This is a genomic window from Pseudorhodobacter turbinis (assembly GCF_005234135.1).
GTDB lineage: Bacteria > Pseudomonadota > Alphaproteobacteria > Rhodobacterales > Rhodobacteraceae > Pseudorhodobacter > Pseudorhodobacter turbinis.
Window position 1 is genome coordinate 2390575 of the sequence record NZ_CP039964.1, and the last position, 25203, is coordinate 2415777.

General features: G+C 57.5%; 21 protein-coding genes and 1 other RNA gene. 7 read left to right on the forward strand and 15 right to left on the reverse strand.

All coding sequences use genetic code 11. The features are described from left to right. Positions 1 to 308: 308 nt before the first annotated feature. Genes EOK75_RS11465 through EOK75_RS11480 form a run of 4 tightly spaced genes read left to right on the forward strand, consistent with a single transcriptional unit; the run spans position 309 to position 6881 of the window. Positions 309 to 1862 (forward strand): type I restriction-modification system subunit M, encoded by a 1554-nt coding sequence (locus tag EOK75_RS11465; protein ID WP_137194076.1) that lies wholly within the window; start codon positions 309 to 311, stop codon positions 1860 to 1862. Further along, positions 1859 to 2983 carry a restriction endonuclease subunit S gene (locus EOK75_RS11470; protein WP_137194077.1) on the forward strand — a complete coding sequence of 375 codons (1125 nt, stop codon included), beginning with the start codon at positions 1859 to 1861 and terminating at the stop codon, positions 2981 to 2983. Before EOK75_RS11465 ends, EOK75_RS11470 begins: the two co-directional genes overlap by 4 nt. Before the next feature lie 9 nt (positions 2984 to 2992). Then, a complete protein-coding gene (locus EOK75_RS11475) occupies positions 2993 to 3979 on the forward strand; it encodes a virulence RhuM family protein (RefSeq protein ID WP_137194078.1) in 987 nt (328 codons plus the stop codon). Positions 3980 to 3992: 13 nt separating this feature from the next. Continuing rightward, complete coding sequence (locus EOK75_RS11480; protein ID WP_137194079.1) at positions 3993 to 6881, forward strand: type I restriction endonuclease subunit R; 2889 nt, start codon at positions 3993 to 3995, stop codon at positions 6879 to 6881. A gap of 58 nt (positions 6882 to 6939) precedes the next feature. On the opposite strand, the gene EOK75_RS11485 is transcribed toward EOK75_RS11480, so the two are convergent. The 6 genes from EOK75_RS11485 to smpB form a co-directional block, all read right to left on the reverse strand. After that, positions 6940 to 8688 carry a site-specific integrase gene (locus EOK75_RS11485; RefSeq protein WP_137194080.1) on the reverse strand — a complete coding sequence of 583 codons (1749 nt, stop codon included), beginning with the start codon at positions 8686 to 8688 and terminating at the stop codon, positions 6940 to 6942. A gap of 106 nt (positions 8689 to 8794) precedes the next feature. Continuing rightward, positions 8795 to 8893: signal recognition particle sRNA small type (gene ffs / locus EOK75_RS11490), an RNA gene on the reverse strand. A 36-nt stretch (positions 8894 to 8929) separates the two neighbouring features. Next, complete coding sequence (locus EOK75_RS11495; RefSeq protein ID WP_137194081.1) at positions 8930 to 9562, reverse strand: HAD family hydrolase; 633 nt, start codon at positions 9560 to 9562, stop codon at positions 8930 to 8932. Next, positions 9563 to 10747 carry an amino acid aminotransferase gene (locus EOK75_RS11500; RefSeq protein ID WP_137194082.1) on the reverse strand — a complete coding sequence of 395 codons (1185 nt, stop codon included), beginning with the start codon at positions 10745 to 10747 and terminating at the stop codon, positions 9563 to 9565. A gap of 33 nt (positions 10748 to 10780) precedes the next feature. After that, on the reverse strand, positions 10781 to 11641 hold the full coding sequence (gene sseA, locus EOK75_RS11505; protein WP_137194083.1) for a 3-mercaptopyruvate sulfurtransferase: 861 nt from the start codon (positions 11639 to 11641) through the stop codon (positions 10781 to 10783). A gap of 79 nt (positions 11642 to 11720) precedes the next feature. Next, positions 11721 to 12197: an SsrA-binding protein SmpB gene (smpB, locus tag EOK75_RS11510; RefSeq protein WP_137194084.1), complete on the reverse strand. Its 477-nt coding sequence runs from the start codon at positions 12195 to 12197 to the stop codon at positions 11721 to 11723. A 150-nt stretch (positions 12198 to 12347) separates the two neighbouring features. On the opposite strand from smpB, the gene EOK75_RS11515 reads away from it, so the two are divergent. Together EOK75_RS11515 and EOK75_RS11520 are read left to right on the forward strand one after the other, a co-directional pair. After that, positions 12348 to 13046 (forward strand): Crp/Fnr family transcriptional regulator, encoded by a 699-nt coding sequence (locus tag EOK75_RS11515; protein WP_137194085.1) that lies wholly within the window; start codon positions 12348 to 12350, stop codon positions 13044 to 13046. Continuing rightward, positions 13046 to 13612 carry a DUF4202 domain-containing protein gene (locus EOK75_RS11520; RefSeq protein WP_137194086.1) on the forward strand — a complete coding sequence of 189 codons (567 nt, stop codon included), beginning with the start codon at positions 13046 to 13048 and terminating at the stop codon, positions 13610 to 13612. Before EOK75_RS11515 ends, EOK75_RS11520 begins: the two co-directional genes overlap by 1 nt. On the opposite strand, the gene EOK75_RS11525 is transcribed toward EOK75_RS11520, so the two are convergent. The 9 genes from EOK75_RS11525 to EOK75_RS11565 all read right to left on the reverse strand — a co-directional run bounded on the left by EOK75_RS11525 (position 13609) and on the right by EOK75_RS11565 (position 23225). Then, positions 13609 to 13857, reverse strand: coding sequence for a cytochrome C oxidase subunit IV family protein (locus tag EOK75_RS11525; RefSeq protein ID WP_137194087.1), 249 nt, complete (start codon positions 13855 to 13857; stop codon positions 13609 to 13611). The genes EOK75_RS11520 and EOK75_RS11525 overlap by 4 nt on opposite strands. After that, positions 13854 to 14414: a cytochrome c oxidase subunit 3 gene (locus EOK75_RS11530; protein ID WP_240793970.1), complete on the reverse strand. Its 561-nt coding sequence runs from the start codon at positions 14412 to 14414 to the stop codon at positions 13854 to 13856. Before EOK75_RS11530 ends, EOK75_RS11525 begins: the two co-directional genes overlap by 4 nt. Next, positions 14411 to 16369: a nitric oxide reductase activation protein NorD gene (locus tag EOK75_RS11535; RefSeq protein WP_137194088.1), complete on the reverse strand. Its 1959-nt coding sequence runs from the start codon at positions 16367 to 16369 to the stop codon at positions 14411 to 14413. Before EOK75_RS11535 ends, EOK75_RS11530 begins: the two co-directional genes overlap by 4 nt. An 8-nt stretch (positions 16370 to 16377) precedes the next feature. After that, positions 16378 to 17184, reverse strand: coding sequence for a CbbQ/NirQ/NorQ/GpvN family protein (locus EOK75_RS11540; protein WP_420821910.1), 807 nt, complete (start codon positions 17182 to 17184; stop codon positions 16378 to 16380). A 5-nt stretch (positions 17185 to 17189) separates the two neighbouring features. Then, complete coding sequence (locus EOK75_RS11545) at positions 17190 to 18587, reverse strand: cbb3-type cytochrome c oxidase subunit I (RefSeq protein ID WP_137194090.1); 1398 nt, start codon at positions 18585 to 18587, stop codon at positions 17190 to 17192. Positions 18588 to 18599: 12 nt separating this feature from the next. Then, entirely contained in the window at positions 18600 to 19052 is a 453-nt protein-coding gene (locus EOK75_RS11550) for a c-type cytochrome (RefSeq protein WP_137194091.1), read from the reverse strand. 98 nt (positions 19053 to 19150) lie between these two features. Beyond that, entirely contained in the window at positions 19151 to 20023 is an 873-nt protein-coding gene (locus tag EOK75_RS11555) for an FAD:protein FMN transferase (RefSeq protein ID WP_137194092.1), read from the reverse strand. Continuing rightward, positions 20020 to 21219 carry an NnrS family protein gene (locus tag EOK75_RS11560; RefSeq protein WP_137194093.1) on the reverse strand — a complete coding sequence of 400 codons (1200 nt, stop codon included), beginning with the start codon at positions 21217 to 21219 and terminating at the stop codon, positions 20020 to 20022. Before EOK75_RS11560 ends, EOK75_RS11555 begins: the two co-directional genes overlap by 4 nt. 2 nt (positions 21220 to 21221) lie before the next feature. Next, positions 21222 to 23225 (reverse strand): 4Fe-4S binding protein, encoded by a 2004-nt coding sequence (locus EOK75_RS11565; protein ID WP_240793971.1) that lies wholly within the window; start codon positions 23223 to 23225, stop codon positions 21222 to 21224. Positions 23226 to 23369: 144 nt separating this feature from the next. Between EOK75_RS11565 and EOK75_RS11570 the strand changes: the two genes are divergently transcribed. Next, positions 23370 to 25136, forward strand: coding sequence for a nitrite reductase (locus EOK75_RS11570; protein ID WP_137194094.1), 1767 nt, complete (start codon positions 23370 to 23372; stop codon positions 25134 to 25136). Positions 25137 to 25203: the final 67 nt, after the last annotated feature.

A 25203-nucleotide genomic window follows, 5' to 3' on the forward strand; every position in this document is an offset into this window, starting at 1 on the left:
GGAGCTCTGAATCAGTACCTGCGCCGCCCTTCCTGCTGAGAGCTTCACAGGCTCGCGGAGGAGCGATTTGAAGGGGGTATGTGTGCTGTCCGTCAGGTAGGTTAGATCCGGCATGTGTAGCGCTCAGCGACCTGCTCCTGCGCTATTTGATTTGCGGGCGGTGACGGGTGTTACGCACACAACCGACCTCGTATGCCACCTTCACGAACAACCACTTGCGACCAGCGTTGAAAACGCCGACAAAACAAGTACCATCCGGGACGCAGGCTGTTATCCGGCATATTCACTTTTTGAGCGGAGACGCTGGCATGACCGACGAACAAAAGAAAAAGCTTGAGCAAAAGCTGTGGGACATCGCTAACACTCTGCGCGGTAAGATGGGTGCTGATGAGTTTCGAGACTATATCCTCGGCTTCATCTTCTACAAATATCTGTCCGAACGCATGCACAGCTATGCCAACACGCTGTTGGAGGCTGAAAAGCTGGACTTCACTGCCATAGATGAAACCACAGCTGACGGTCAGGCGTTTCTCGATGCGGTCAAAGACGCATCGGTTGAGGCTCTGGGGTACTTCCTTAAACCGTCCGAACTGTTCAGCGCCGTTTCCAGACGTGGCGAAGATGGTACGTTTATCCTCGGCGATCTTGCGACCATCCTGTCGAACATCGAACGCTCGACGATGGGCACCGAGTCTGAGGATGACTTTGACCACCTTTTCGAAGACCTCGACCTGACATCAACCAAGCTCGGTCGTTCCGAAGAAGCCAAGAACGCACTGATTTCCAAGGTGCTCGTCCACCTCGATGCCATCAACTTCCGGCTCGATGATGCCGAAGCAGACGTGTTGGGTGACGCATATGAATACCTCATCGGTCAGTTCGCATCTGGTGCGGGCAAGAAAGCGGGTGAGTTTTATACACCACAACAGGTGTCGACCATCCTCGCGCGTATCGTCACCACCGGCAAGACGCGGCTGAAATCGGTCTATGATCCGACATGCGGGTCGGGGTCGTTGCTTCTGCGGGTCGCGCGTGAAGTGTCGGACGTGTCCGACTTCTTCGGTCAGGAGATGAACCGCACCACCTACAACCTTGCGCGCATGAACATGATCTTGCACGGCGTGCACTACCGCAACTTCGATCTGCGCCAGGAAGACACGCTGGAACATCCGCAGCACGAAGGTCAGCTGTTTGAGGCAATCGTCGCGAACCCGCCGTTTTCAGCGAAATGGTCGGCGCGGTCGTTGTTTTTGCAAGATGATCGTTTTGCACAATATGGCAAGCTCGCACCTGCATCCAAAGCCGACTATGCCTTTGTCACGCATATGCTGTCGCATCTGGATGATAACGGTGCGATGGCGGTTGTGCTTCCGCATGGCGCACTGTTTCGCGGTGGTGCCGAAGGGGCTATTCGCGAGTTCATCATTCGCGAAAAGAACTGGCTGGATGCGGTCATCGGCCTGCCTGCGAATATCTTTTACGGCACGTCTATTCCGACCTGTATCATGGTGTTCAAAAAATGCCGTGAGGTGGATGACGTGCTGTTCATCGATGCCTCGACCTGTTTTGAAAAAGGCAAGAATGAGAACCGCCTGCGGGATGAGGATGTTGACCGCATCACCGCCGCTTACCGCAACCGGACCGCAGAGGCAAAGTTCAGCCACCGCGCGGGTTTGGATGAGATCGCCGGTAACGACTATAACCTGAACATCCCGCGCTATGTCGATACGTTTGAGGCAGAGGCTGTGATCGACCTGTCAGAGGTCACGCGTGAACTAAAGCAGGTCGAGGCAGACATGGCAACGGTAGACGCCCAGATACGCGCGTTTTGTGCCGAGTTGGGACTGGAGTCACCGGTATGAATGCGGCGGTGCCGAAGCTACGGTTCGACGGGTTTGATGGTGCTTGGACAAATGAAAGGATTTCAAATGGGGTCACCTTAATATCTGGTCAACATTTGGGACCAGATGACTATACCACATATCAGTCTGGAACGCCGTATTTTACCGGCCCGTCTGATTTCACAAACGATGAGCGTGCCTTGACGAAATGGACGCAAGCCAAAGCGAAAATCGCGCTTCGTGGCGATGTGTTGATTACTGTAAAGGGTAGTGGTGTGGGCGAGTTAATGCTTCTTGAATTGCCAGAAGTCGCTATGGGGCGGCAACTCATGGCTATCAGATCAGGAGCGTTTGCAGCCGACCTACTTTCGCATGTCCTGCAAGGAAGACGTAATAAGTTTCAGGCGCTTGCGGCTGGTAATATGATTCCAGGTCTATCGCGCGACGACATTCTCACGATGAAAGTCTCACTTCCTTGTGCCGCGGAACAACAGAAAATCGCCGCCTTCCTTGGTGCGGTGGATAGCAAACTCTCCGCGTTGCGGCGCAAGCAGGCGGGGTTGGAGCGGTTCAAAGCGGGGCTGATGCAACGCCTCTTCTCGCAAAAACTGCGCTTTACGCAAGACGACGGCTCGGCCTTTCCGGATTGGGAAGAGACGGCTTTTGAAGATGTGGTGTTTGCCATCTCTACACGAGGGCACCAAATTCTTGCCACTGCGATTCAAGAAAATGGCAGGCACCCTGTTTTAGATCAAGGTAAGCAGTTCATAGCGGGATATTCCGATGAAACTGAGCGTCTACTCAAAAACAAGGGTGCGATCATTTTTGGCGATCACACGACAGAGTTGAAATGCTCTGATTTTGATTTCATCGTAGGGGCGGACGGGGTCAAGGTGCTACGCACAAACGAAAATATCCGTTTCATGTATTATGCAATTTTGTCTAATCTGCCGAAGCAAGAAGGTTACAAACGGCATTTCTCTATTTTGCGCCAATCGCAGCTACCTGTTCCTCACCCCGACGAACAACGCAAAATCGCCGACGCGCTCACAGCACTCGATACGAAAATCACAGCCACAGCCGCGCAGATCACTAAGATCGAGCTGTTCAAGCAAGGCTTGTTGCAACAGATGTTTGTGTAAGGGCGCGTTATGAGCGGTGAAGTGATCCTCTATCAAACCGAAGACGGTCGCGCGCAGATCAGCCTGCACGCGGTAGACGGCACTGTCTGGCTGACCCAAGCCGAGATGGCGCAATTGTTTGACACCACCAAGCAGAACATCAGCCTGCACCTGCGGAATATCTTTGCTGACGGCGAGTTGGTGGAAGGGTCAGTTGTCAAGGAATACTTGACAACTGCCGCCGATGGCAAAACCTATCGCACCTTGCACTATAGTCTCGATATGATCCTTGCGGTTGGCTTTCGTGTGCGTTCCGCGCGTGGAACACAGTTCCGGCGTTGGGCGAATACGATCTTGCAAGACTACTTGGTCAAAGGTTTTGCGATGGACGACGCGAAGCTGAAAGCGGCTGACCAATGGGATTATTTCGACGAGTGGCTTGCGCGCATCCGCGATATCCGCGCCTCGGAAAAGCGGTTCTATCAAAAGATCAAAGACCTGTTCACCACCGCCGTTGATTACGACAAAGGGTCGGACACCGCGCAACTGTTCTTTCAGAAGGTGCAGAACAAGATGCTTTGGGCGGTGACGGGAATGACGGCGGCGGAGATCATAGCCGCCCGTGTCAAACCGGATGCGCAAAACATGGGCTTGACCAGCTGGAAGGGTAACGTGGTCCGTAAGGGGGATGTTGGTACTGCCAAGAACTATCTTGCGGCTGCTGAGGTCGAAGAGTTGAACCGGATTGTGACGATGTATCTTGATTACGCCGAGGACCAAGCGAAACGACGCAGCGCGGTGACAATGGCGGTATGGGTGGAAAAGCTGGATGCGTTCCTGAACTTCAACGACCGCGATGTGTTGACCCATGCAGGCAAGCTGCGCATGGAGGTGGCACAGAGGCTGGCTGACGACGCTTATGCGATGTTCGATATCGCTAGACGGTCGGCAGATGCGGTTGAAGCTGATGAAGACGATTTTCGCATTATTGAAGCGTTGGCGAAGAAAAGCACCTGAGGGGCACGTGTAGATGACCATCCAGTCCGAAGCGCAGTTAGAGACCAGTCTGATCGAACGCTTGAAGGCGAAAGGCTGGATTCCAGTGCGGTTGGCGGATGAGGCAGCATTGTGGGAGAACCTACGTTCGGAGTTGGGTGCGCATAACGGCACCACCTATTCGACAGCGGAGTTTGTCAAAATCCGCAACCATCTGGAAAAGGGCAATGTGTTTGCCAAGGCGCACACCCTACGCGACCGCTTTCAGATGACGCGCGACGATGGGTCGAGCCACTACGTGCAGTTCATGAATGCAGAGCACTGGTGTCGTAACCGCTATCAGGTCGCGACACAGATCGGGCTGACAGGGCGCCGTAAGAACCGCTATGACGTAACCTTGTTGGTGAACGGGCTACCGTTGTGTCAGATCGAGCTGAAGCGCCGTGGTGTCGAGCTGAAGGCGGCATTTGATCAGATCAACCGGTATCAACGTGACAGCTTTACCGCAGCGGGTGGGTTGTTTCAGTTCGTGCAGGTGTTCGTCATCTCGAACGGGGTAAACACGCGCTATTACGCGAACAACCGCAGCCAGAGCTTCAAGCAAACCTTCACATGGTCGGATGTCGATAACAAAGCGATCAACCGGCTGGAGCCTTTCGCAGATTTCTTTCTTGAAAAATGCCATCTGTCAAAGATGATCGCGAAATACGTTGTGCTGCACGAAAGCGACCAGATCCTGATGGTGCTGCGTCCGTACCAGTACTACGCCGTAGAGGCTATCACAGCGCGTGTGGAGCAGGGTCGCGACAATGGCTATGTCTGGCATACCACAGGGTCAGGTAAGACGCTGACGAGCTTCAAGGCGGCGCAAAACTTGTGTGAGAACCCCAAGGTCGAGAAGGTACTGTTCGTCGTGGACCGTGCCGACTTGGATTACCAGACCACACAAGAGTTCAACTTCTTCTCCCCCGGCTCGGTCGATGGCACCGACGACACCCGCGCGCTGGTACGGCAATTCAACGAGCCAGGTCGCAAGCTGATCATCACCACGATCCAAAAGCTGAACACAGCGATTTCAAGCGAACGGTTCAACGCGGCTTTGCAGTCGATCAAAGACGGTCGTGTCGTGATGATCTTCGATGAATGCCACCGTAGTCAGTTCGGTGAAGCACATCGCAAGATCCGAGAGTACTTCTCACGCGTGCAGATGTTCGGCTTTACCGGCACACCGATTTTCGCTGACAACTCGGTCGGGCGACGCACCACCGCGGACTTGTTCGGCAAGCGGTTGCACACCTATGTCATCACCGATGCGATCCGCGATGAGAACGTCTTGCGCTTCTCGGTCGAATATATGTCCACGTCACCCGCGATCCCTAGCGAAGACGCAACTGCACGCGCTGAGCGTGAAAAGCAACTGGCGTCGCGCGAGGTGATGGAAGACCCGAGGCGCATCGATAAGGTCGTCGATTGGGTGATCGAAAACCATGACCGTAAGACAAGACAGCGCCAATTCGGTGCGATGATGTGTGTCGGCTCGGTCGACGGGCTGATGCGCTATTACGACTGCTTTGAAGCAAAGCGAAGAGCTGGAGCGCATGACCTGAAAGTCGCGACGATCTTCACCTATGCTGCCAACGAAGCCGATCCCGAAGCGGATGACTTGATCCCCGAGACCGACTTCCCAACCGGCAACGCGTCACCTGCGCAAATACCCCGACGCGACAAGCTGGTTGAGTATGTCACCGACTACAACGCCCGCTACGGCACCAATGAGTCCGTGATGGATGGTGGCGGCTTCTACACTTACTATCGTGCCCTGTCGAAGCGTATGAAGTTCCGCGACAAGAAGGACTTCACACCGGACGCGGGTATAGACATCCTGCTTGTCGTTAATATGTTCCTGACCGGTTTTGACGCAAAGACACTCAACACGCTTTACGTCGACAAGAACCTGAAATTTCACGGGCTAATACAAGCCTTCTCGCGTACCAACCGCACGCTGGGTCAGGAAAAGAGCCAAGGGAACATCGTCTGCTTTCGTGATCTCAAAGAACGCACCGACGAAGCTATCGCGCTGTTTGCGGACAAGAATGCCCGCGAGACGATCTTGGTTGGCACCTATGAAGAACAGTTAGAAAAATTCACAGTCGCAGTACATGCGCTACTTGAACTGACGCCCACACCGGACGACGTGGATGACCTGCCACATGAAGAAGCTGAAGCCGAATTCGTCAAACGCTTCCGCGAGTTGATGCGCATACGTAACGTGCTTGCCAGCTACTCAGAGTTCAAACCTGACGACCTAGCGATCGAGTCTCAGGCTTTTGAAGAGTTCAAATCAAAATACCTCGACATTGCGCAAAAGAACAAAGAGCAAAAAGAAGACAAACCGTCGCCGCTGGATGATCTCGATTTCGAGTTGGAATTGATCCGGCGCGACGACATCAATGTCGCCTATATCGTAGCTCTGCTGGCATCTTTGAACGCATCGATACACGAAGGCACAGTTTCAAACGCAAAAGCGAAGGTTCAACGCAAACGCATCTTTGATCTTCTGCTGTCCGAGACGCAATTGCGCGACAAGCGCGATCTTATAAGCCGCTTCATTGACCAGACCCTTCCGATGCTCGGGCCTGATGACGACGTGAGCGCCGCGTTCTCAGCCTACTGGATCAAAGAACGTGACCTCGCGTTCGCTAGGTTTTGCACGACCGAACATCTTGAGCAAACCGCGTTCGGTAACCTGTTCGGACAGATGATCTATACCGGCAAAGCGCCACTTGGTGATGAGATTGTGGCGTGCATGACTGAAAAACCCAGTATTCTGAAACGCAAAGCGACCGTGGAGCGCATCATCACCGGCATGCAGAACCTGCTGTCGGTGTTTGACGAAGGGATCGGTGACATAAGCGAAGATTGAAGCGGTTGCTCAACGTATCTGCGGGCATTCGAGTGTTGGATCGAAGTGTGTAGCTAAGTTATAATCCGGGGATTGGCAGGTCGAATTTCACCTTGTTTAATTCCGTCGCCATTAGCTTGATGGGCGACGCCTGAATATAGACTGAGGCGACCTCTTGTGGAGCATGACCTGAAATCATCTTCGACAGTTCTCGAGGAACGCCAGCACGCGCGAGTTCGGTCGCGAGGGTGTGTCGGAAGCAGTAGAAAACCTTTTTCTTAGTCTTTAACCCGAGTGAGACGAGGTAGACGTCATTAAACCAATCATTAACTTTGTCTGGTCGTTGCGCCCATTCTGGGAACAAGAGGGTCTCGCCGCGTTTCTTTAAAGCCTCAACATGATCGAGAAAGCCGAGGCGCACGAGATCGTTGTGAATGGGTACGAGGCGCTTGCTGCCTTGGTTCTTCGATGCGTCGGCTAGATCGAACACCGGTATACCCTGTTCGATGTATATGTACTCAAGCTTCATACGTGCCATTTCTGAGGAGTTGCGCACGCCGGTGTAAAGCATAATCAGCAATGCCCATTGCTTCAGGCCGTAAGCCGACCTGTCTGCGAACATAGAATGCCCGAAAATTTCGTAGAGTTCAGATTTGGTGAAAGCGAGGCGAGAGGGTTCGTGGTGCGTCTTTCTCCCAGTGTCCACGCGAACACCTTTTGCCGGGTTGAATTCTATATGACCGTTCTCCTGTGCCCAGTTCAGGATGCCCGAAAGATGCGAGAGCCACTTCATGTTCACTGTCTTCGATGCCAATGTAGAAAATGGTTCTGGACGCTTTGCATTAGCCTTGATCGCTTCCGGTAGGGTCAGGCCGGGAAATCGCATCGTGTAGCGGTTGGGTGTCTTAATAAGAGCATTCTTGTATTCAATTAGGTGTTTCTTCGTAATGGCATCGACCGCGATATCCGCTCCGATAAATTCCTTGAACATACGCACTGCATTCCGGTGCTCACCCATTGTTTTCGCCGCCAACGAATGGCCTCCGGCTGTTCGTTCATTATGGAAGGCGCTCAGAGCTTCGCTGAGAAGCATGCTCTTGCCGTCGAGTGTATCCACCGGACTATTGATGTCAGGCTCTGTCGCAGGCGCTGTTAGCAATGGGTCCGAAGCGCAACCAGAAAAGTTACCGCGATCGCGTTCTAGAGTTCGTTCCAATGCTTCGATCTCAGCGCGGGCAAATGCATCGGCCAGATCCCGCCATGCCCGCGTGTCAGGCTGCACATCGTAATGATTGTCTTTGATGTATTGTTGCACGGCAGGTTCGATCCAACGCGTTTCACCCGTTCTGAAGCTTGCACGAAGAGCCGTAAGCCGTCGTACCCTGTTGTTGTGGTCAAAGGAACGTGCTCCTGCCATCAGTTCGAAGCCGGTTGTCGCATTAATAACTGAGGTTGCGGTCTGGCGGTGCTCGCGTTGCTCTTGAGCAAGCATATCGAGCGCCCGGTCCTTTTCGGACTGAATATCGGTTGGTGTTGGCATCGATGCGCGCTTTAGTTCATCTTGTGCAATCGTGACCGAGTAGTGTCTCTTGGCAGCATCCGATAGCGCGATGGGAGGCGAATTCTTGCGCGTTTCGAAAATTTCCCGCGCTTTGTCGATTGTGGCAAAGAATCGATTGAGTATTCCGTGCGCCATCTTTTCTCGCGTTCGGGTGTCTGACGGCAAGTCTCTTTCCACTAATTCTCGTTGCCCAATGATCGCCCGTAGTTCCGGCGGCACCGTGACACGAACGATCCACTTTCCTCTGACCTGTTGAACGTATTTCATAACCGACTCAATCACATGCTTTGTAGCAGATCTTGTAGCAGGTTTTGTAGCGAGCGCCCTTATAAAGTAGGGCTTCTCTGCATTTTCAATGGGATGGGAGGTAGTAGGGTGAGAGGCTGGACATCGACCCAAGTGGGGCTCGTTGTGGCTGCTTCCTTCCGGACCTGACCAAGTTGGCGAGGCACTTGCCCGCGCCAACCCCTCACCCTCTATATAGGAGCGGTAAACAGGATTGGCAAGATCACTTGGGCAGCAAACCGATTTCGCGTGCGCCGGTCAAAAGGTCGGGGGCGACCAGATGCGCAAAGCGCCCCGAGGCGGGGTTGATATCGGGCACTTGCACCACGGTCATCCCCGCAAGATGCGCCGATTGCGCGCCGGTTTCGCTGTCTTCAAAGGCCACACAGCGGGCCGGATCCACGCCCAAACGTTTGGCGGCCAGCAGATAGGGTTCTGGTGCGGGTTTGGGTTTTTGGACATCATCAACACAGACGATATGCCGGAAATAGGGCGCGATATCCGTGACCGAAAGCTTGAGGTCCAATTGCGTGCGGGTTGACGAGGTCGCCAGTGCTAAAGGCTGCCGCAGTGCCGCCAAAAGCTGATGGGTACCGGGCTTGAGCGGGATGCCATCCGCGTAAAGCACGGTGATTCGTTTGGACCAAGCTGTTGCAAGCCCCGCGAAATTCAGGCCGGGGAAACGGGCGCGGATAAGGCCCGCCCCCGTCACATCGTCATGGCCGATCAGGCTGTGCAAAAAGGCGGGGTCCACCGCCAGCCCGTGATCGGCAAAGGCGGCAATGCCCGCCGCCTGACTTAGCGCCTCGGTGTCCAGAAGGGTGCCGTCAAGATCAAAGATAACGGCATCAAACATTCAGACACCGACGTCGATAATGGCCTTGGCAAGCACCGGCACGCTTTGCGCGTTCAGGCCCGCGATGTTCATCCGGCTGTCCCCAACCATATAGACGCCGTGATCGCGGCGCAGGGCCTCGACCTGTTCGGGTGTGGCACCGACCCGCGAGAACATCCCTCGATGCTGGGCCAAGAAGCCGAAACGATCCGACCCCGACAGACGTTGCAGCTCTGACGCAAGGGATTCGCGCAAGCTCAGCATGTTGAGGCGCACGGCTTCCAGCTCTTGTTGCCAATCGGCGCGCAGGGCGGGATCGGTCAGGATCATCGAGACCAGCCGCGCACCATGATCGGGCGGGAAGCTGAAATTTTGGCGGTTGAGGAAGGCGAGGTTTTGCTGCACCACGCCGTGCATTTCCGCATTGGGGGCGACGGCGATCAGGATGCCGGTCCGCTCACGGTAGATGCCGAAGTTCTTGGAGCAAGACGCCGCGATCAGCAGCTCCGGCAGCCGCGAGGCCAGCAGGCGAAGGCCCGCAGCATCCTCATCCAGCCCGTCGCCAAAGCCCTGATAGGCGTTGTCGATAAAAGGAATCGCGCCGGTTTTCTCCAGCAAATCAGCCACAACAGACCATTGCGGCAAGGTCAGGTTGGCCCCTGTCGGATTGTGGCAGCAGGCGTGCAGCAACACCATATCGCCCTTTTTCGCCCGTGCCAGATCGGCCAGCATACCGTCGAAATCCACGCCACGGCTTTCCGCGTCGAAATAGCGGTACTCGGCGATTGGCAGGCCAAGGAATTTGATGATCGACGGGTGGTTGGGCCAAGTGGGGTTGGACAGCCAGATCGTCGCATCGGGGTTGGCGATCTTCACAAGCTCCAGCGCCTGACGGATCGCACCGGTACCGCCGGGGGTCGCGATGGCCGAAAGCCGGTCTGACGTTACGCTATCGCCCAAAATCAGGTCCTGCATCGCAGCAGTATAGGCCGGATCACCCGAGAGGTTGGTATAGGATTTGGTCGTTTCCGATTCCCACAGCTGTTTCTCGGCGGTCTTGATCGCGCGCATCACCGGCGTCAGCCCGTTTGCATCCTTATAGACGCCAACGCCAAGGTCGATCTTGGCGTCGCGCGGATCTTCCTTATACATCTGGATAAGTTGCAGAATCTTGTCTTGCGGCTGTGGGCGAAGGGCGTTCAGCATCGGATTTGCCTTTTTATACAAACGGTTGTGGGGTTAGCCCTTGGCGAGGGGTAGGTCTTCGAACATACCCCATTCGGTCCAGGACCCGTCATAAAGAGAATGGTTGCGGTGGCCGATACGCTCCAGCGCCAGCGACAAAATCGCCGCAGTTATGCCCGATCCGCAGGTGGTGATCGCGGGTTTGGACAGATCAATTCCGGCCGCCGTAAAGGCTGATTTCAGCGCATCAGGGGCCTTCATCGTGCCATTGGCATTCAGCAAATTCGCAAAGGGCAGGTTCTTGGAATTGGGGATGTGGCCTGCGCGCAGACCGGGGCGCGGCTCGGCGGCCTCCCCTTTGAAACGGTTGGCGGCGCGGGCATCGATAATCTCGGTCTCGGCCAGCTTGGAGGCTTGGGCGACTTGCGTGACATCCTTCACCAGACCTGACTGACGCTGCACGGTGATGTGGCGGTCGCGGACCATCGTTGGCATGTCCTCGATCTCACGGCCCTCGGCCTGCCATTTGGGCAAACCGCCGTCCAGAACGGCAACATCCATCTTGCCCATCAAGCGAAACGTCCACCACACCCGCGCGGCGGAAAACAGGCCCGAGGTATCATAGATTACCACCTGATGCCCGTCGCCCACACCCATCGCGCGCATCCGGCTGATGAATTTTTCAACCGGTGGCGCCATATGGGGCAATTCGGAGCGGTGATCGGAAATATCATCAATATCAAAGAACCGCGCGCCGGGGATATGGGCGGCAGCGTATTCCGCCTTCGCATCGCGGCCAGTGGCCTCCATATGCCAAGAGGCATCGATGATCCGCAAATCCGGATCATTTATATGCTGGGCCAGCCACTCGGTGGAAACCAGCGTTTTGGGGTCATCTTGCGGTGCGGGGGTCATATTTTCGGCTCCTGATCTGCAAGTCTTGGGTATAGCGGATAGAAGCCCTGTGGCAAGGCCGGAGCTTTTCAAAACCGGCCTATTGGTTGTTTTGCTTCATCAACCGCGCTTTTTGCCGGTTCCAGTCGCGCTTGGCCGAGGTTTCGCGCTTGTCGGCGTTTTTCTTGCCCTTGGCGATGCCGATTTTCAGCTTCACCATGCCACGCTCGTTGAAATACATCTTTAGCGGCACAATCGTCATGCCCTCACGCGCGGTAGCGTTCCACAGCCGCGCAAGTTCCCGGCGCGATACCAACAGCTTGCGCTTGCGGCGTTCTTCATGGCCCCAGGTTTTGGCCTGCATATAGGGCGCGATATAGCTGTTGATCAGCCACAGCCCCCCATCCTCGACGCTGGCATAGCTTTCGGCGATATTCGCCCCGCCCTGCCGCATGGATTTCACTTCTGATCCCAGCAGCATGATGCCGACCTCAATGTCATCCGAAATCGCGAAATCGAACCGCGCACGGCGGTTTTCGGCGATAAGTTTGGAATTTGGGTCGCTGTGTTTTACCATTCTTGTCAGATAGGGTGTGATGGGCCGCCTGTCCAGATGGGGCGATACGATCTGCGGCTGTGATGCGACCAATTCTTTTGTTTTCCGGTTTCGCTGTCGCACTGTGGCATCGGCTCTGTTAGGATTTCTTAACAAAAGGAGTTTGGCCCGATGAAGCCCGAACATATTCAGCTTGCCCGCCAGTCTGTTCTGTTTTCCTCTGCCCCGGCCAATGTGGTCGAGGTGCTGCTGGCTGCATCACATGTGCGCCAATATGACCGCGGTACCTGCATTTTCTTGCAAGGAGAGCGGGCAAGCGCGATCTATATCGTGGCCGAAGGCTGGGTAAAGCTGTACCGCATCGCGCCCAACGGGGCCGAGGCGGTGGTCGGCGTGTTCACCAAGGGCCATAGTTTCGGTGAGGCCGTCGCCTTTCGCCATTCCACCTATCCCGTCGCCTCCGAGGCGGTGACCGATTGCACGCTGATTCGGATTGAGGCCAGCGTCTTTTTGCGCTTGCTGCGTGAAAACCCCGAAATCGCGATTTCGATGCTATCTGCGACCTACACCCATCTGCACGGGCTTGTGGCGCAGATCGAGGCCTTGAAGGCGCAGACCGGTGCGCAGCGGGTGGCAGAGTTTTTGCTGGAACTTGCCCCTTGCAGCGAAGGCCGTTGTGAGGTGACACTGCCCTATGACAAGGTGCTGATTGCAGGACGTTTGGGGATGAAACCCGAAAGCCTTAGCAGGGCGTTTGCACGGTTGAAGGAGCAGGATGTGACGATCAAGCAAAATGTGGCGATCATCGGAAATATAGCGCTGTTGCGCGACTATATCGAGCAGGACCCTGCGCAAGCGTGGGCGCGCTGATGACCAGACTGACCCATGCGCTGGCGATGATCGACGCCGCAAACGCCCGCGATCCAAAGCTTGAGGGTGGCCGCCCCGCAGCGCTGCTTTATGGCGAGCGGATGAGCGTGGAACTGGCGCAACTGGTGCCCGCGCCAAGCGAGGTTCTGGCGATCGCCGCCCGTGGCCAGCATATCGAACGCTGGCTGTTATTGCGCAGTGATTTTCCGGCGGGCAAAGAGGGCTATCACGCATGGCGCAAGGAACAAGGTCGGCTGCACGGGCTGCGCGTGGCAGAAATTATGGCCGAGTCGGGTTATGACACGGATGAATGTGCGCGTGTCGGCGTTTTGCTGCGCAAGGAAGGCATCAAGCGCGATGCTGAGGTTCAGGCGCTAGAAGACGTGATTTGCTTCACCTTCCTGCGCTGGTATTTCGAACCCTTTGCTGCCGAACGCACCGCCGAAGAGCTGCCGGGTATTGTCGCCAAAACCGCGCGCAAAATGTCGGCCAAGGGCCGTGCGCGCGCACTAAAGGAATTTGCCCTGCCCGAACCCTTTGCGGCGTCTTTTCGCGATCCGACCTAACCGGCGCCAACCACCGCCAGCCCGATCAACACCAGCATAAAAAGCCCCAGTGATATCGCAAAACCACGCGCGATATCCGGGGCTTGGCTTAACCCGAGATAACGGTTGAGGATGATCTGCGCCTTGGCCCAAGCCAGCGGCAGCACGATTAATGCCAACCAGCGCCCCTCTAGCCCGAGGGCGGCGACGGCGGTGGACAGGATGGAAAGGGCGATCAACATCGCCCATGCGCGTGTCAGGGTCATAGCAGATACACCACCGGAAAAACCAAGATCCAGACCAGATCGACCATATGCCAAAAGGCGGCACCAACCTCGACATTGGACGGGGTCGGGCGGATTGCGACGAACGCCAGCAACAACATGCCCGCGATGACATGGGCGGCATGAAATCCGGTTAGCATGAAGGAAAAGGTGAAAAACACATGGGTCTCAAAGCTGATGCCTTGGGCAAAAAGATCAGCCCATTCTTGGCCCTTAATGCCCATGAACACGGCCCCCAGCAGCGTGGCACCTGCCAGCAACGCGCGGCACCGCCACACCCTATCGGTGCTATGGGCGGCCAATGCCGCCAGCCAGCCCGAGGTGACAAGAACCACGGTGCCAATACCCGCACCTGTGCGGTGCAGATGGGTTTGTGCCTCGGCAAAGCCCGCAGGGTCCATCAGCCGCAGGAACATAAATACCGCAAGCCCCGCGCCAAAGACCAAGAGTTCCGATACAATCAGCACCCACATCATCAGATCACCTGGCAGGTTTTCCCAAATGGGCGGCTCGGTTGTGGTTTGGTCGTATTCTGTCATCCCATCACCAAATGGCGGTAAATCATCGGCAGGGCTTGGGTCAGCTTTTCGGGCGCGGGGATCAGGGTGAAACCGCCCTGATCAAAGATGCGCGGGAACCAGCTTTTGCCGTCGCGGTCCACGGTGATGCCAAAGACCGAATGCCCCATGCGGCGCGCCTCGCGGACGGCCATTCGGCTGTCCTCAATCCCGTGGCGGCCCTCGTAATGGTCAAGGTCATTGGGCTTGCCATCGGTGATCACCAAAAGCAATCGCCGCTTGCGCCCTTGCTGGGCCAGTTCCGCCGAGACATGACGGATTGCGGCCCCCAGACGGGTATAATGGCCCGGCCGCAGGCTGGCGATTTTCGCCTCCACACCGGGGCCCATCTTCTCATCAAAGCGTTTCGCGCGTTGCACATAAACCCGGTCCCGCTTGAGCGAGGAAAACGCGTTGATCGCCACATCATCGCCGCAGGTATCCAGCCCCCACGCCAGCGCGGTCAGGGCCTCTCGTTCAACATCAATTACCGCGCGGCCGCCGTGGCCGTGGCCGGGGATAGCGCTTTCGGTTGACCGCGACACATCCAAAAGGATTGACACCGCCAGATCGCGTTTTTCGGTCCGGCTTTGCCGCCATATCCGGTCAGAGCCGTCTCCCGTTGCCATGAAATCGACCTGAGCGCGCACGGTGCGGTCCATATCCAGTTCCTCGCCCTCGGGGTGGCCGGGGGTCGATATGCGGCTGGGGCGCAAAGCCTCAAACTGGCGGCGAACGGCGCGAATGCGGGCCTGTGCGGCTGGGTCATCCTGAAACGGTGATACATCTGCGCGGGCCACGATGTCAGAGGACAAAACCCGCGCATGTGCGGGCAGATAGGTTCCCGTCCGCACATCCCATTCGGGATAGGTGCTGATGCCCGAAAGGGACTCGCGGTCGACATCCTCGGGGGCGAGGTCGAGGTGCAATTTCAGGCGTGTGGCGGGTGCTTTGGAAAGCTGCCCAAGGCCGATTTCATCATGATCATCGGCGGCCTTTTTGGCGTCGTCGTCATCATCCTCATCCACGCGGCGATTGAGGTTGACGAATTCCGCCCAAGACAGGATCGCCTCGAACTTATGCAAGATAAAGCTGTCGTTACGTTCTGCCTGATCGGATTTGCGGCGCTTGGCGCGGCGGGTGCGGCCCTCGGCATCGCCTTGTTCGGGGGTGCCTTCGGTTTCGCGGGATTCGACGACCGTGGCCTCGGATCGGTCCAGCTTGCGCAGGTCGGGCCAAAGCGCCACGGGGCGGAACGGGCGGTAGCCGCGCGGGGCGCGGTAGGCCGACAGATCGCCGGAGGTGACCGCCGCCAGCATCCGCGCGGCCTTGGGCGACAGCGGGGCAGGGTCGCCCAGAATGTGCAGGATAACCGCCTCTACGGTGCGCTCTGCATCGGGCAGGCGCGGGGTCTTGCGGGTGGCCAGAATGGCCCCGCACAGATCGGCGTAAAGCGGGCGAAAGCCGGGGGCATTTTCCAGCGTATCGGCAACCATTTTCTGTGCCGCCGACAAAGCGGCGAGATCGGCGCGCAGCTTGTCATCATTGGCCGCAAAGCCACCCGCATGGGCCGCGCAGGCCGCAAGCCAGATGTAAAGGGCGGCATTGGCCTCAGCCGCGGGAAAGACCGCCAGAGATTCGGGCAGGCGCAGGGCGGCGCCGTCAAAGCTGGCGCGCGGGGCCTCATCGGCCCAAGTGCCCAGCTTGCGCTTGAGCGAGAGACGGTGGTGGCTGACCTCATCCGTGACGGGTTTAAGCTCTACCGCCGGATCACCGCCCAGGCCGCGAAAAAGAACTGCCAGCCGTCCGCCCACTTGTGACAGTGGGACACGGGCTCCGTCGTGCACGGGATCAGCGTCCAGACGACTGGCAAAGGCGTGCCACAGTTTCCCGATCGTTTCTTCGGGTTCCCATGGTTCAAATTCGATCCGTGACATCACCGGCCTCACCCGAAAACGGCAGTCACGAGATCGCGGAGCCCCGCCTTAACATCCGCATCATCGGTCAAAGGCTCGATCATTGCGGTTTGGATCGCGCGCTCAATCGCCATTCCGCCCGCAATCAGCGTGGCGGCATAGACCACAAGACGGGTGGAGACCCCTTCCTCTAGGTCCTGACCTTTCATGGCGCGCAATTTGTTGGCCAAGCGGACAAGGGGCTTTACCCGTTCCGCGTCCAGCCCGGATTCGCGGGCCACAACGGGGATTTCATGTTCCATCTTGGGGAAATTGAATTCGAGGCTGACAAACCGCTGACGGGTGGAGGGTTTGAGCGTTTTCATGATGTTCTGGTAGCCGGGGTTATAGCTGGCAACCAGCAAAAAGCCGGGGGCTGCGACCAATTCCTCGCCGGTGCGGTCGATGGGCAGGATGCGCCGGTCATCGGTCAAAGGGTGCAAGACGACGGTGACATCGCGCCGCGCCTCGACCACCTCATCAAGATAGCAAATCGCACCCTCGCGTACGGCACGCGTCAGGGGGCCATCGACCCAAACCGTCTCACCACCCTTGAGCAGATAGCGACCGATCAGATCGGCGGCGGAAAGATCATCATGGCAGGCCACCGTATAAAGCGGGCGGCCAAGCCGTGCGGCCATATGGGCCACAAAGCGCGTCTTGCCACAGCCGGTTGGCCCCTTGAGCAAAACCGGAAGATCATGGGCCGCAGCGGCAGCGAAGATATCGCACTCATCGCTTTGCGGCAGGTAGAAGGGGGCATCTGCCGCCCCCTTCAGGTTCAGGGTTCCGTCCATTGTCATCACTCCGCTGCAATATGGTCGGGATCGCTTTTCAGGCGGTCACGTTCGATTGGGCCGGGGCTTACGATCTCTTTGCGGGGCCGCAGCACCGCATAGAGGAACAAGAGCGCGCCCAGAACAACCGCCACACCAGAGCCAAAGCGCATGACGAAGAAGATCCAGAGCTGGTCTTGGACATCCATGAACGCCTCGCCGTTCACGCGTTGCAGGTGGGTTTGCACCGTACCGGCCAGCGTCAGCGTCACGGTCATAAACACCATCCCCGATGACATCAGCCAGAAGGACGCCATGTTCAGCACCTGATTATAGGGATCACGGCCCAGAAGCTGCGGCATCGCATAGGTGATGATCGCAAGGTTCAGCGAGACATAGGCCCCGAAGAAGGCAAGGTGGCCGTGGGCCGCGGTGATCTGCGTGCCGTGGGTGTAATAGTTTACCCCGTGCAGCGTGTGCAAAAAGCCCCAGACGCCGGCACCAAAGAAGGCAAGTGTGGCGCAGCCCAAAGACCAGAGCAAAGCGGCCTTGTTGGGGTGATCGCGGCGGCCTTTCCAGACCATGACAAAGGCAAACGCCATCATGCCAAAGAAAGGAACCACCTCAAAGGTCGAGAAGATAGACCCGATCCAGAGCCAATAGCCCGGCATCCCGATGAAGAAATAGTGGTGACCCGTGCCAAGGATGCCCGAAAACAACGCAGTGGCCACGATAACATAGAGCCATTTCTCAACGATCTCGCGGTCAACACCTGTCAGCTTCATCATCAAAAAGGCAAGGATAGAGGCCATCACCAGCTCCCAAGTGCCTTCAACCCAGAGATGGATCACGAACCACCAGTATTGCTTGTCGAGTGCCAAGTTATCGGGGTTATAGAATGCAAAGAGGAACAGCAGCGCGATCAACCACAGGCCCAAAATCAGGATATTGGTGATCGCGGTTTTCTTGCCCTTCAGCACTGTCATCGAGATGTTGTAAAGGAAGATCAATGCCGCCACGACGATGCCGACCTTGACCCAGCGGGGTTGCTCAAGGAACTCACGCCCCTCTTTGCCCAGCATAAAATTGCCCTCAAACAGGTTGAAGGTATAGGTCAGGACCACACCGGCGGTGCCGATGATCAGGATCGCAAGCTGCAAATAGGCCAGCTTGGTCGAATGGATTTCCTGCTCGGATTCCTCGGGCACAAGGTAATAGGCCGCGCCGAAAAAGCCCAGCAAAAGCCAGACGATAAGACTGTTGGTGTGCAGCATACGCGCCACGTTAAAGGGCAAAATCTCTGTCAGGAAGTTACCGTCGACATAGATCCAGCCCATGACAAGCCCAAGCGTAACCTGAACGGCAAAAAGCGCCATTGCAGTTACGAAATAGGCCAGAGCGATCTTTTGGGTTTTGTATTTCATTATTCTGTCCCCTTAACCCGCATCATTCGGCGGCCAGTCCTGATTGCGGATCGTATTGGTCCACAGCAGGAAATCGGCCAATTCGCGGTATTCGGCGTCGGTCAGGTTGAAGTTTGGCATCTGGCGGCGGCCCTCGATGCCGGTGGGCATGGCGTCCATCCAACCCTTAAGGCTTTCAAACGCGGCCTCTTGGTCGTCCTCGACGCCCCAGCGGGTCATGACGTTGCCCAGCTCGGGGGCGAAATAGGCGCCTTCGCCCAAAATCGTGTGACAGTTCACGCAGCCATGTTTTTCCCACAGATGTTTGCCTGCGGCGACTTCTTTGGTCAGCGTTGCCCTGTCTGTCGATACATTGACGATGTAGTAGTGAGAGTGGACCGAAAGACCCACGAATATTGCGATAAAGAACAGCGACCCGCCGTAAAAGATGTTGCGGGCCATGCTCTTGGTCATGACTTCGCGCATGCGATGGTCCTTCCCAATGATTACAGATTGTTTTTGTATGGAATGGCCGCGGGCGGCGGGCCTTAACCAAAGTCAATCGCCGCGTGTGAATTCAGGTTTTAGACAATTCTTTCCAATGCAGCCTGCGGGAAGCGGCTAAGGGCTGTGTTGATCGCCGGTCGGGGCATCAGACAAAAGGCGGTGGAAAGCGCATCGGCAAGCGCGGCCGTGGGTGCGGAGACCGACACCGTGGACCAAAGCGGGGCCAGCTTTGGGTGCAAGATATGCGGGCTTGCCTGCCCGATCAACGTGCCACGCGGGCTGGAGGTGGCAAGCGCGCGGTTTGACAGGTCAACACGTGCCAGCTCTGCGCCATCGGGGGCGGTGATGGCCGCGCGCCACGGGGTGCCGTTTTGGCTGTGGCCAAGGGCGATAACTTCTCCCATATCAATCAAGACATCACGGAATCCTTCGGCGCGCAGCAGCTTTGCGATACGGTCAGCGGCCCAACCTTGGGCAATGCCGTTGAAACTAAGCGCCATGCCATGCGGCAGGGTGATTTCGGTCTTGCTATGGGTGACACGGCCCCAGCCGACATGTTTCGCCGCGGCCTGCGTGTCGGTGCCCTGCGCCTGCGCCAGCCAAAGCGGCTGAACCGAGGGGTCAAAGGCGCCATTGGTCGCCCTGTGGACTTGGGTCGAAAGCGTCATCAGCCCCGCCAGATCAGGCCCGGGATAAAAGATCTTTCCATCCCGGTTCAACCTGCGCAGCGCGCTGTCTTGGTGCAATGAGGCGGCTTGTTCAATCTGCGCAATCACGCGCTCTACCCCATGCCAGACCAGTGCTGCCCGCGCAGCAGGCACGCCGACCAACCGCAGATGCAGCGCGGCCCCCAAGCCCTTGCCATGCCAGTCCTGCACCTGTGCGCTGGCAAGCGTCGGACTGGCGGCAAAAGCGGCGGAGATTGCAAGGAAGCGGCGACGTTTCATCATTGCGTGGCCTTTTCTGTGCGGTTGGCGCGTGGGCCCCAGATCGGCCCCCAAAGGCAGGCAGCAAACAATGCAAAGGCGATGATCCACAGCGCCCCCGCCGTCAGCACCGCCGGATAGTAAAGCGCGGGCAGCACCGAGCCTATGATGCGCGCCAATACCGCCAGTGGGATCAGCGCATAGCCAACGGCCACCCCGCGCGGCGCAACCAACGCCCGCCCGCTATGACCCAATATCGCGCGGGACATCACGGCATAAGTCATGGTGCCAACGCCGCCGATGCCCAAGATATGAAGGGCGGCCACCTCGGTCCCGATCCCGATATCGGCAAGCCCGAGCGCCAAAAACCCTGCCGCATTTAGCGCGTATCCAAGGTGCAGCACCCATAATATCGGCTGCTTCCACGTCCAAAGACCACGCCACAGTGCCACGCGCGCCAATCCGGCAATACCGGCGGCAATCGCGGTGGCCCCCATGATCCCATCAGGCAGGCCCAAAAGATAACCCGCAGGCTGGGTCAAGGCCGCCGCGATCGCAAAAGCTGCCAAGGGCGCGGGGTTATGTGGCAGCCCGTGCTCGCGGCCCGCGCGGACCATCGCGTTGCGGGTAAAGCCCGGTGTGACCCGCCCGCCAAGCACCATGATCATGGCGCAAAGCGTCACCAGCCCCATCCTCAAGCCTGCCCAAACACCATCTTGCAGCAGCTCGCCCCATTCCAGATGGACCATCAAATTGGCCGCCCAGTAAAGCGAGAGGATCACCATAAAGACCATCTGTTGTGGCTTGGGCTTGTGCAGCAGTTGCACCAAAACCTTCAACATCAAGACAGGCACAAAAGCCAGATCGGCCACGGCCACCACTACGGGCGGCAAAACGCTGGAATACCAAAGCGCCAACCGCCCCAGCAGCCAAAGCCCCGCAACCACGGCGATAAACACATGTGGCGCGGCCTTGGCCCCGGTCCAGTTCGGCACCGCCGTCAGGAAAAACCCGCCAACAGCGGCCGCACCAAAGCCAAAGATCATCTCATGCGCGTGCCACAGGTGCGGGGCGGGGCGCGGGGGCAAATCAACCATCCCGCCCATCGCCTGAATGACCAGCCAGCCTTCCCAGACTGCAATGGACAGTACGGCAAACAGGGCCGCCGCCAGAAAAAAGACCCTGTAACCATCGCTAAAGAAACGTTTGAGGGTGGGCATCGTCATACTCCTTCAGTCGTGCGGGCGCGGCGTTTCAGGACGGGACATTGCTTTGGGTCCGTCATGATCACCTGACAGCGCAGGCACAAGACACATTCATTGGGGTTGATACGGCCCAAAGGGTCTATCGCACCTACGGTACATTTGGTTTCGCACAGCCTGCATTCGCGCCCGCATTGGGGGCGGCGGCGCAGCCAGTCAAAGATCTTCAACTTGGCGGGGATCGCCAACCCTGCGCCAAGCGGGCAAAGGTAGCGGCAAAAGAAACGCTCGATGAACAGCCCTGCGCCGAGCAACAGCAGCACGAACAGAACGAAGGGCCATGCGCGGATGAACCGCATGGAGATGGCGGTTTTAAACGGCTCCACCTCGGCCAGCAGTATTGCGTCATGCATGGAATAAAAAGACATGGCAAGGATCACGACGAAAAGCGTGTATTTGATCACCCAAAGCCGCTCATGCAGCCCCTGCGGCACCGCGATTTGCCGAATACCAAAGCGCTGGGCTGCAGCATTCGTCAGCTCTTGAAGCGCGCCGAACGGGCACAGCCAGCCGCAATAAACCCCGCGCCCCCAAAACAGCAACCCAAGCGCGGTAAACCCCCACAGGAGGAAGATCACCGGATCGGTCAAAAAGGTCTCCCAGCGAAATCCGGTGAGCAGGGAATGCAAAAACGCCACGACCTGCACCACCGAAAGCTGTCCGTTCAAGCCCATCCCCAGCACCAGAAATGTCGTCAGCAAAAACCCCAGCCGCAACCGCCGCCACAGTTTTGGGCGACGGGTGATGGCATCTTGCGCAAACAAAATCAGCGTCAGGCAGGTTAGCATGGCCACCACAATTGCCGCTTCGACCCGCTTTTTCATCCAGATGTCATGCCACAATGGCGCGGTTTCCGGCTCGGCTAAGCGAAACGCACCGGGCAGGGTGTAGGGCAGGGTGATCGTCATCTGGATGTCGGCACCGGTGGTGGGGCGGGTCGCTGTTACCTCAACCGTAAAGGGGGCGGTGGGGTCGATCGTGGGGGGCAGGGCAAAGAGGCTGATCTCTTTCATCGCGGGGGCATCTTTGGGCATCAGCCGCGTGATCATGGTGTAGCTGTCTGCCCCGGGCTGCCAACGGGTGCCCCCTTGTTCGATGGTCAGCCGGTCAAACACCCCGCTGCGCTTCCATGCGGTGCCGCGGTGCGATTGCAGCCCCGAAGAGGCAACCATAAGCGCCGCTTGCCCTGCGCCAAGCCCGCCGACCACGCTGGTAAACTGTTGCTGGCCCAAAAGGTTCTGGCCCGCTGTCGGGGTGTCGATGATCGCCGCATAAAGCCGCAAGAAATCACCATCACCGGGCTCTACCGGTACTTTGGCCCCCGTAAGGGCGGCGGCGGCGGCGGTCATGCTCACTTGCGTCTGGGTCACGGCACCCATCTGTTGCAGGCCCGCCCAACCCAGCGGGGCAAAGCTGATCCGGTCAACGCCCGCGCTGCGGATCAAGCCACGCGCTATCGCCAAGGTGCGCGCCGTGCGCAAAATGCCGTCGCGGATCACGCCTGTTGATACGGTGGCGCGGCTGATCACATCGGGGGCGTTGGGGGCAATGCTCTCGGGCGCGGTCAGATCCAGCCCCGCAAAGCCCGAGACATAGCGCGCGATATCCTCGTCCGAGATCCCCAGCGTCAGCACCGGCTCATTATGGCGTATCAACTGCGCGCCGGTGATGACCGCTGCGGGCGAAAGCGCCACCAGCACCTCCAAGGGTTGCCCTGAATAGCCGACAGATCCGGCCACCTCCCAGCTAGAGGCGATATGCCCGGCAATCGTACCACCTTGATAAACCGTCCAGCCCGGCACGCCGTTTTCTATGCGTTGTAAGGTGGCGGGGCCTTCTATGGCCAAAAGCACCTCGGCCATCGCAGCGGTGGGGGCAGTGTCTTCCGGCTGTTGCGCCAAAGCGGGGGGCCCATGGGCAAACCCAAGCGTCAGGCACAGCAGGTAAACGAAAAGTCGGGGCAAAATTTGCATGTTTTGAAGGCCAATCTGCAGATCTCCCTCTTTATGTTCCGCCTTGATCCGTCCGGCCTTGACTAAACTCAAGGAGCGGCACGCAAGGCTTCATCATACTCGGCGCAGCCTTACCCGCATAACGGAGATATTCATATGATACCCCGAGCCACCAAAGCCAGGACGATTCTATGGGGCAGTGCCGCGCTTGCGCTTGGCCTTCTTGCCGGACCCGTCCTTGCACAAGACAAACCCGCCGATGTTGAGGATCATACCACCGGCCCTGCCGCGATGTATGAGCCGAGCATGACCACCCTGGGCGAGCTGCAAGTTGAAATTCCGGGCCGCCGCGAAGGTGATCCGGTGATGACACAAGAAGAATTCCAACGCGGGACCAAGATTTACTTTGAACGCTGCGCAGGCTGCCACGGCGTGCTGCGCAAAGGGGCCACGGGCAAGGCGCTGACCACCGATCTGACCCGTGAGCATGGTTATGAATATCTGCAAAGCTTCATCACCTATGGGTCCCCCGCAGGGATGCCGAACTGGGGCACCTCGGGCGATATGTCCGAGGAAGACGTGGATCTGATGGCCCGCTACTTGCTGTTGGAACCGCCTGCACCGCCCGAATGGGGCATGCCAGAGATGATGGAGACCTGGAAGGTTTTGATCAAGCCCGAGGATCGTCCAACCAAAAAGATGAACGATATCGACATCGAGAACCTGATGTCGGTGACACTGCGCGATGCGGGCGAGATTGCCCTGATCGACGGTGGCACCTATGAGATCCGCTCCATCATCAAAACCGGTTATGCGGTGCATATCAGCCGTATTTCGGCATCGGGCCGCTATTTGATGGTGATCGGGCGTGACGGCTTGGTCAATATGATCGACCTGTGGATGGAAAACCCCGAAACGGTTGCAAGCATCAAGATCGGGATTGAGGCGCGCTCGATCGAGACCTCGAAGTTTGAGGGCTGGGAAGACAAGCTGGCAATCGCCGGTGCCTATTGGCCGCCCCAATATGTCATTATGGATGGCGACACGCTGGAGCCAAAGAAGATCGTATCAACCCGTGGCATGGTCTATGACGAGCAAACCTACCACCCTGAACCCCGTGTGGCGGCGATTCTTGCCAGCCATTACAAGCCGGAATTTATCATTAACGTTAAGGAAACCGGCAAGATCCTGATGGTCGACTATACCGACCTCAAGAACCTTAAAACCACCGAGATCGAGGCAGAACGTTTCTTGCACGATGGCGGGCTGGACAGCACGCACCGCTATTTCATCACGGCGGCGAACGCGCGCAACAAACTGGTTGTGATCGACACCAAGGAATCCAAGCTGGTTGCCATCACCGATACCGGTGGCATGACGCCGCATCCGGGTCGTGGGGCCAACTTTACCCATCCGACCTATGGGCCGGTCTGGGCCAGCTCGCACCTTGGGGACGAATCCGTGGCGCTTATCGGGACCGATCCAGAAGGTCACCCCGATCAGGCTTGGCAGATCGTCGATACCTTCAGCGCGCTTGGTGGTGGGTCCCTGTTTGTGAAAACCCACCCGAATTCCGAACATCTGTATGTGGATGCAACCTTGAACCCCGATGCGGAAACCTCCGGCTCGGTCGCGGTGTTCAAGATCGGCGATATGGCCGGTGAGGGGGAGCCTGACTTTACCACCCTGCCGCTGGTCGAATGGGCCGGGATCACAGATGGTCAGCCCCGCGTTGTGCAGCCGGAGTTCAACAAAGAGGGCACCGAGGTCTGGTTCTCTATCTGGAACGCTAAGGACAAGGAAAGCGCGATTGTCGTCGTCGATGACAAGACGCTGGAATTGAAGAAGGTCATCAAAGACCCACGCCTGATCACGCCAACCGGCAAGTTCAACGTCTATAACACCGGTAAAGACGTTTACTGATCCAAAACAACTGCTTGGCCGGGGTATTCCCGGCCATTCCTCCCAACATCGCCAGCCACTTAGGAAG

What these genes read in the sequence shown, in the direction of transcription:
- EOK75_RS11485 (WP_137194080.1), bottom strand. Translation starts at nt 8,688, where the DNA reads ATGAAATACGTTCAACAGGTCAGAGGAAAGTGGATCGTTCGTGTCACG.
- EOK75_RS11515 (WP_137194085.1), top strand. Translation starts at nt 12,348, where the DNA reads ATGAAGCCCGAACATATTCAGCTTGCCCGCCAGTCTGTTCTGTTTTCC.
- EOK75_RS11480 (WP_137194079.1), top strand. Translation starts at nt 3,993, where the DNA reads ATGACCATCCAGTCCGAAGCGCAGTTAGAGACCAGTCTGATCGAACGC.
- EOK75_RS11500 (WP_137194082.1), bottom strand. Translation starts at nt 10,747, where the DNA reads ATGCTGAACGCCCTTCGCCCACAGCCGCAAGACAAGATTCTGCAACTT.
- EOK75_RS11550 (WP_137194091.1), bottom strand. Translation starts at nt 19,052, where the DNA reads ATGCGCGAAGTCATGACCAAGAGCATGGCCCGCAACATCTTTTACGGC.
- EOK75_RS11555 (WP_137194092.1), bottom strand. Translation starts at nt 20,023, where the DNA reads ATGATGAAACGTCGCCGCTTCCTTGCAATCTCCGCCGCTTTTGCCGCC.
- EOK75_RS11525 (WP_137194087.1), bottom strand. Translation starts at nt 13,857, where the DNA reads ATGACCCTGACACGCGCATGGGCGATGTTGATCGCCCTTTCCATCCTG.
- EOK75_RS11535 (WP_137194088.1), bottom strand. Translation starts at nt 16,369, where the DNA reads ATGTCACGGATCGAATTTGAACCATGGGAACCCGAAGAAACGATCGGG.
- EOK75_RS11495 (WP_137194081.1), bottom strand. Translation starts at nt 9,562, where the DNA reads ATGTTTGATGCCGTTATCTTTGATCTTGACGGCACCCTTCTGGACACC.
- EOK75_RS11470 (WP_137194077.1), top strand. Translation starts at nt 1,859, where the DNA reads ATGAATGCGGCGGTGCCGAAGCTACGGTTCGACGGGTTTGATGGTGCT.
- EOK75_RS11530 (WP_240793970.1), bottom strand. Translation starts at nt 14,414, where the DNA reads ATGACAGAATACGACCAAACCACAACCGAGCCGCCCATTTGGGAAAAC.
- EOK75_RS11570 (WP_137194094.1), top strand. Translation starts at nt 23,370, where the DNA reads ATGATACCCCGAGCCACCAAAGCCAGGACGATTCTATGGGGCAGTGCC.
- EOK75_RS11475 (WP_137194078.1), top strand. Translation starts at nt 2,993, where the DNA reads ATGAGCGGTGAAGTGATCCTCTATCAAACCGAAGACGGTCGCGCGCAG.
- EOK75_RS11560 (WP_137194093.1), bottom strand. Translation starts at nt 21,219, where the DNA reads ATGCCCACCCTCAAACGTTTCTTTAGCGATGGTTACAGGGTCTTTTTT.
- EOK75_RS11545 (WP_137194090.1), bottom strand. Translation starts at nt 18,587, where the DNA reads ATGAAATACAAAACCCAAAAGATCGCTCTGGCCTATTTCGTAACTGCA.
- EOK75_RS11540 (WP_420821910.1), bottom strand. Translation starts at nt 17,184, where the DNA reads ATGGACGGAACCCTGAACCTGAAGGGGGCGGCAGATGCCCCCTTCTAC.
- smpB (WP_137194084.1), bottom strand. Translation starts at nt 12,197, where the DNA reads ATGGTAAAACACAGCGACCCAAATTCCAAACTTATCGCCGAAAACCGC.
- sseA (WP_137194083.1), bottom strand. Translation starts at nt 11,641, where the DNA reads ATGACCCCCGCACCGCAAGATGACCCCAAAACGCTGGTTTCCACCGAG.
- EOK75_RS11520 (WP_137194086.1), top strand. Translation starts at nt 13,046, where the DNA reads ATGACCAGACTGACCCATGCGCTGGCGATGATCGACGCCGCAAACGCC.
- EOK75_RS11465 (WP_137194076.1), top strand. Translation starts at nt 309, where the DNA reads ATGACCGACGAACAAAAGAAAAAGCTTGAGCAAAAGCTGTGGGACATC.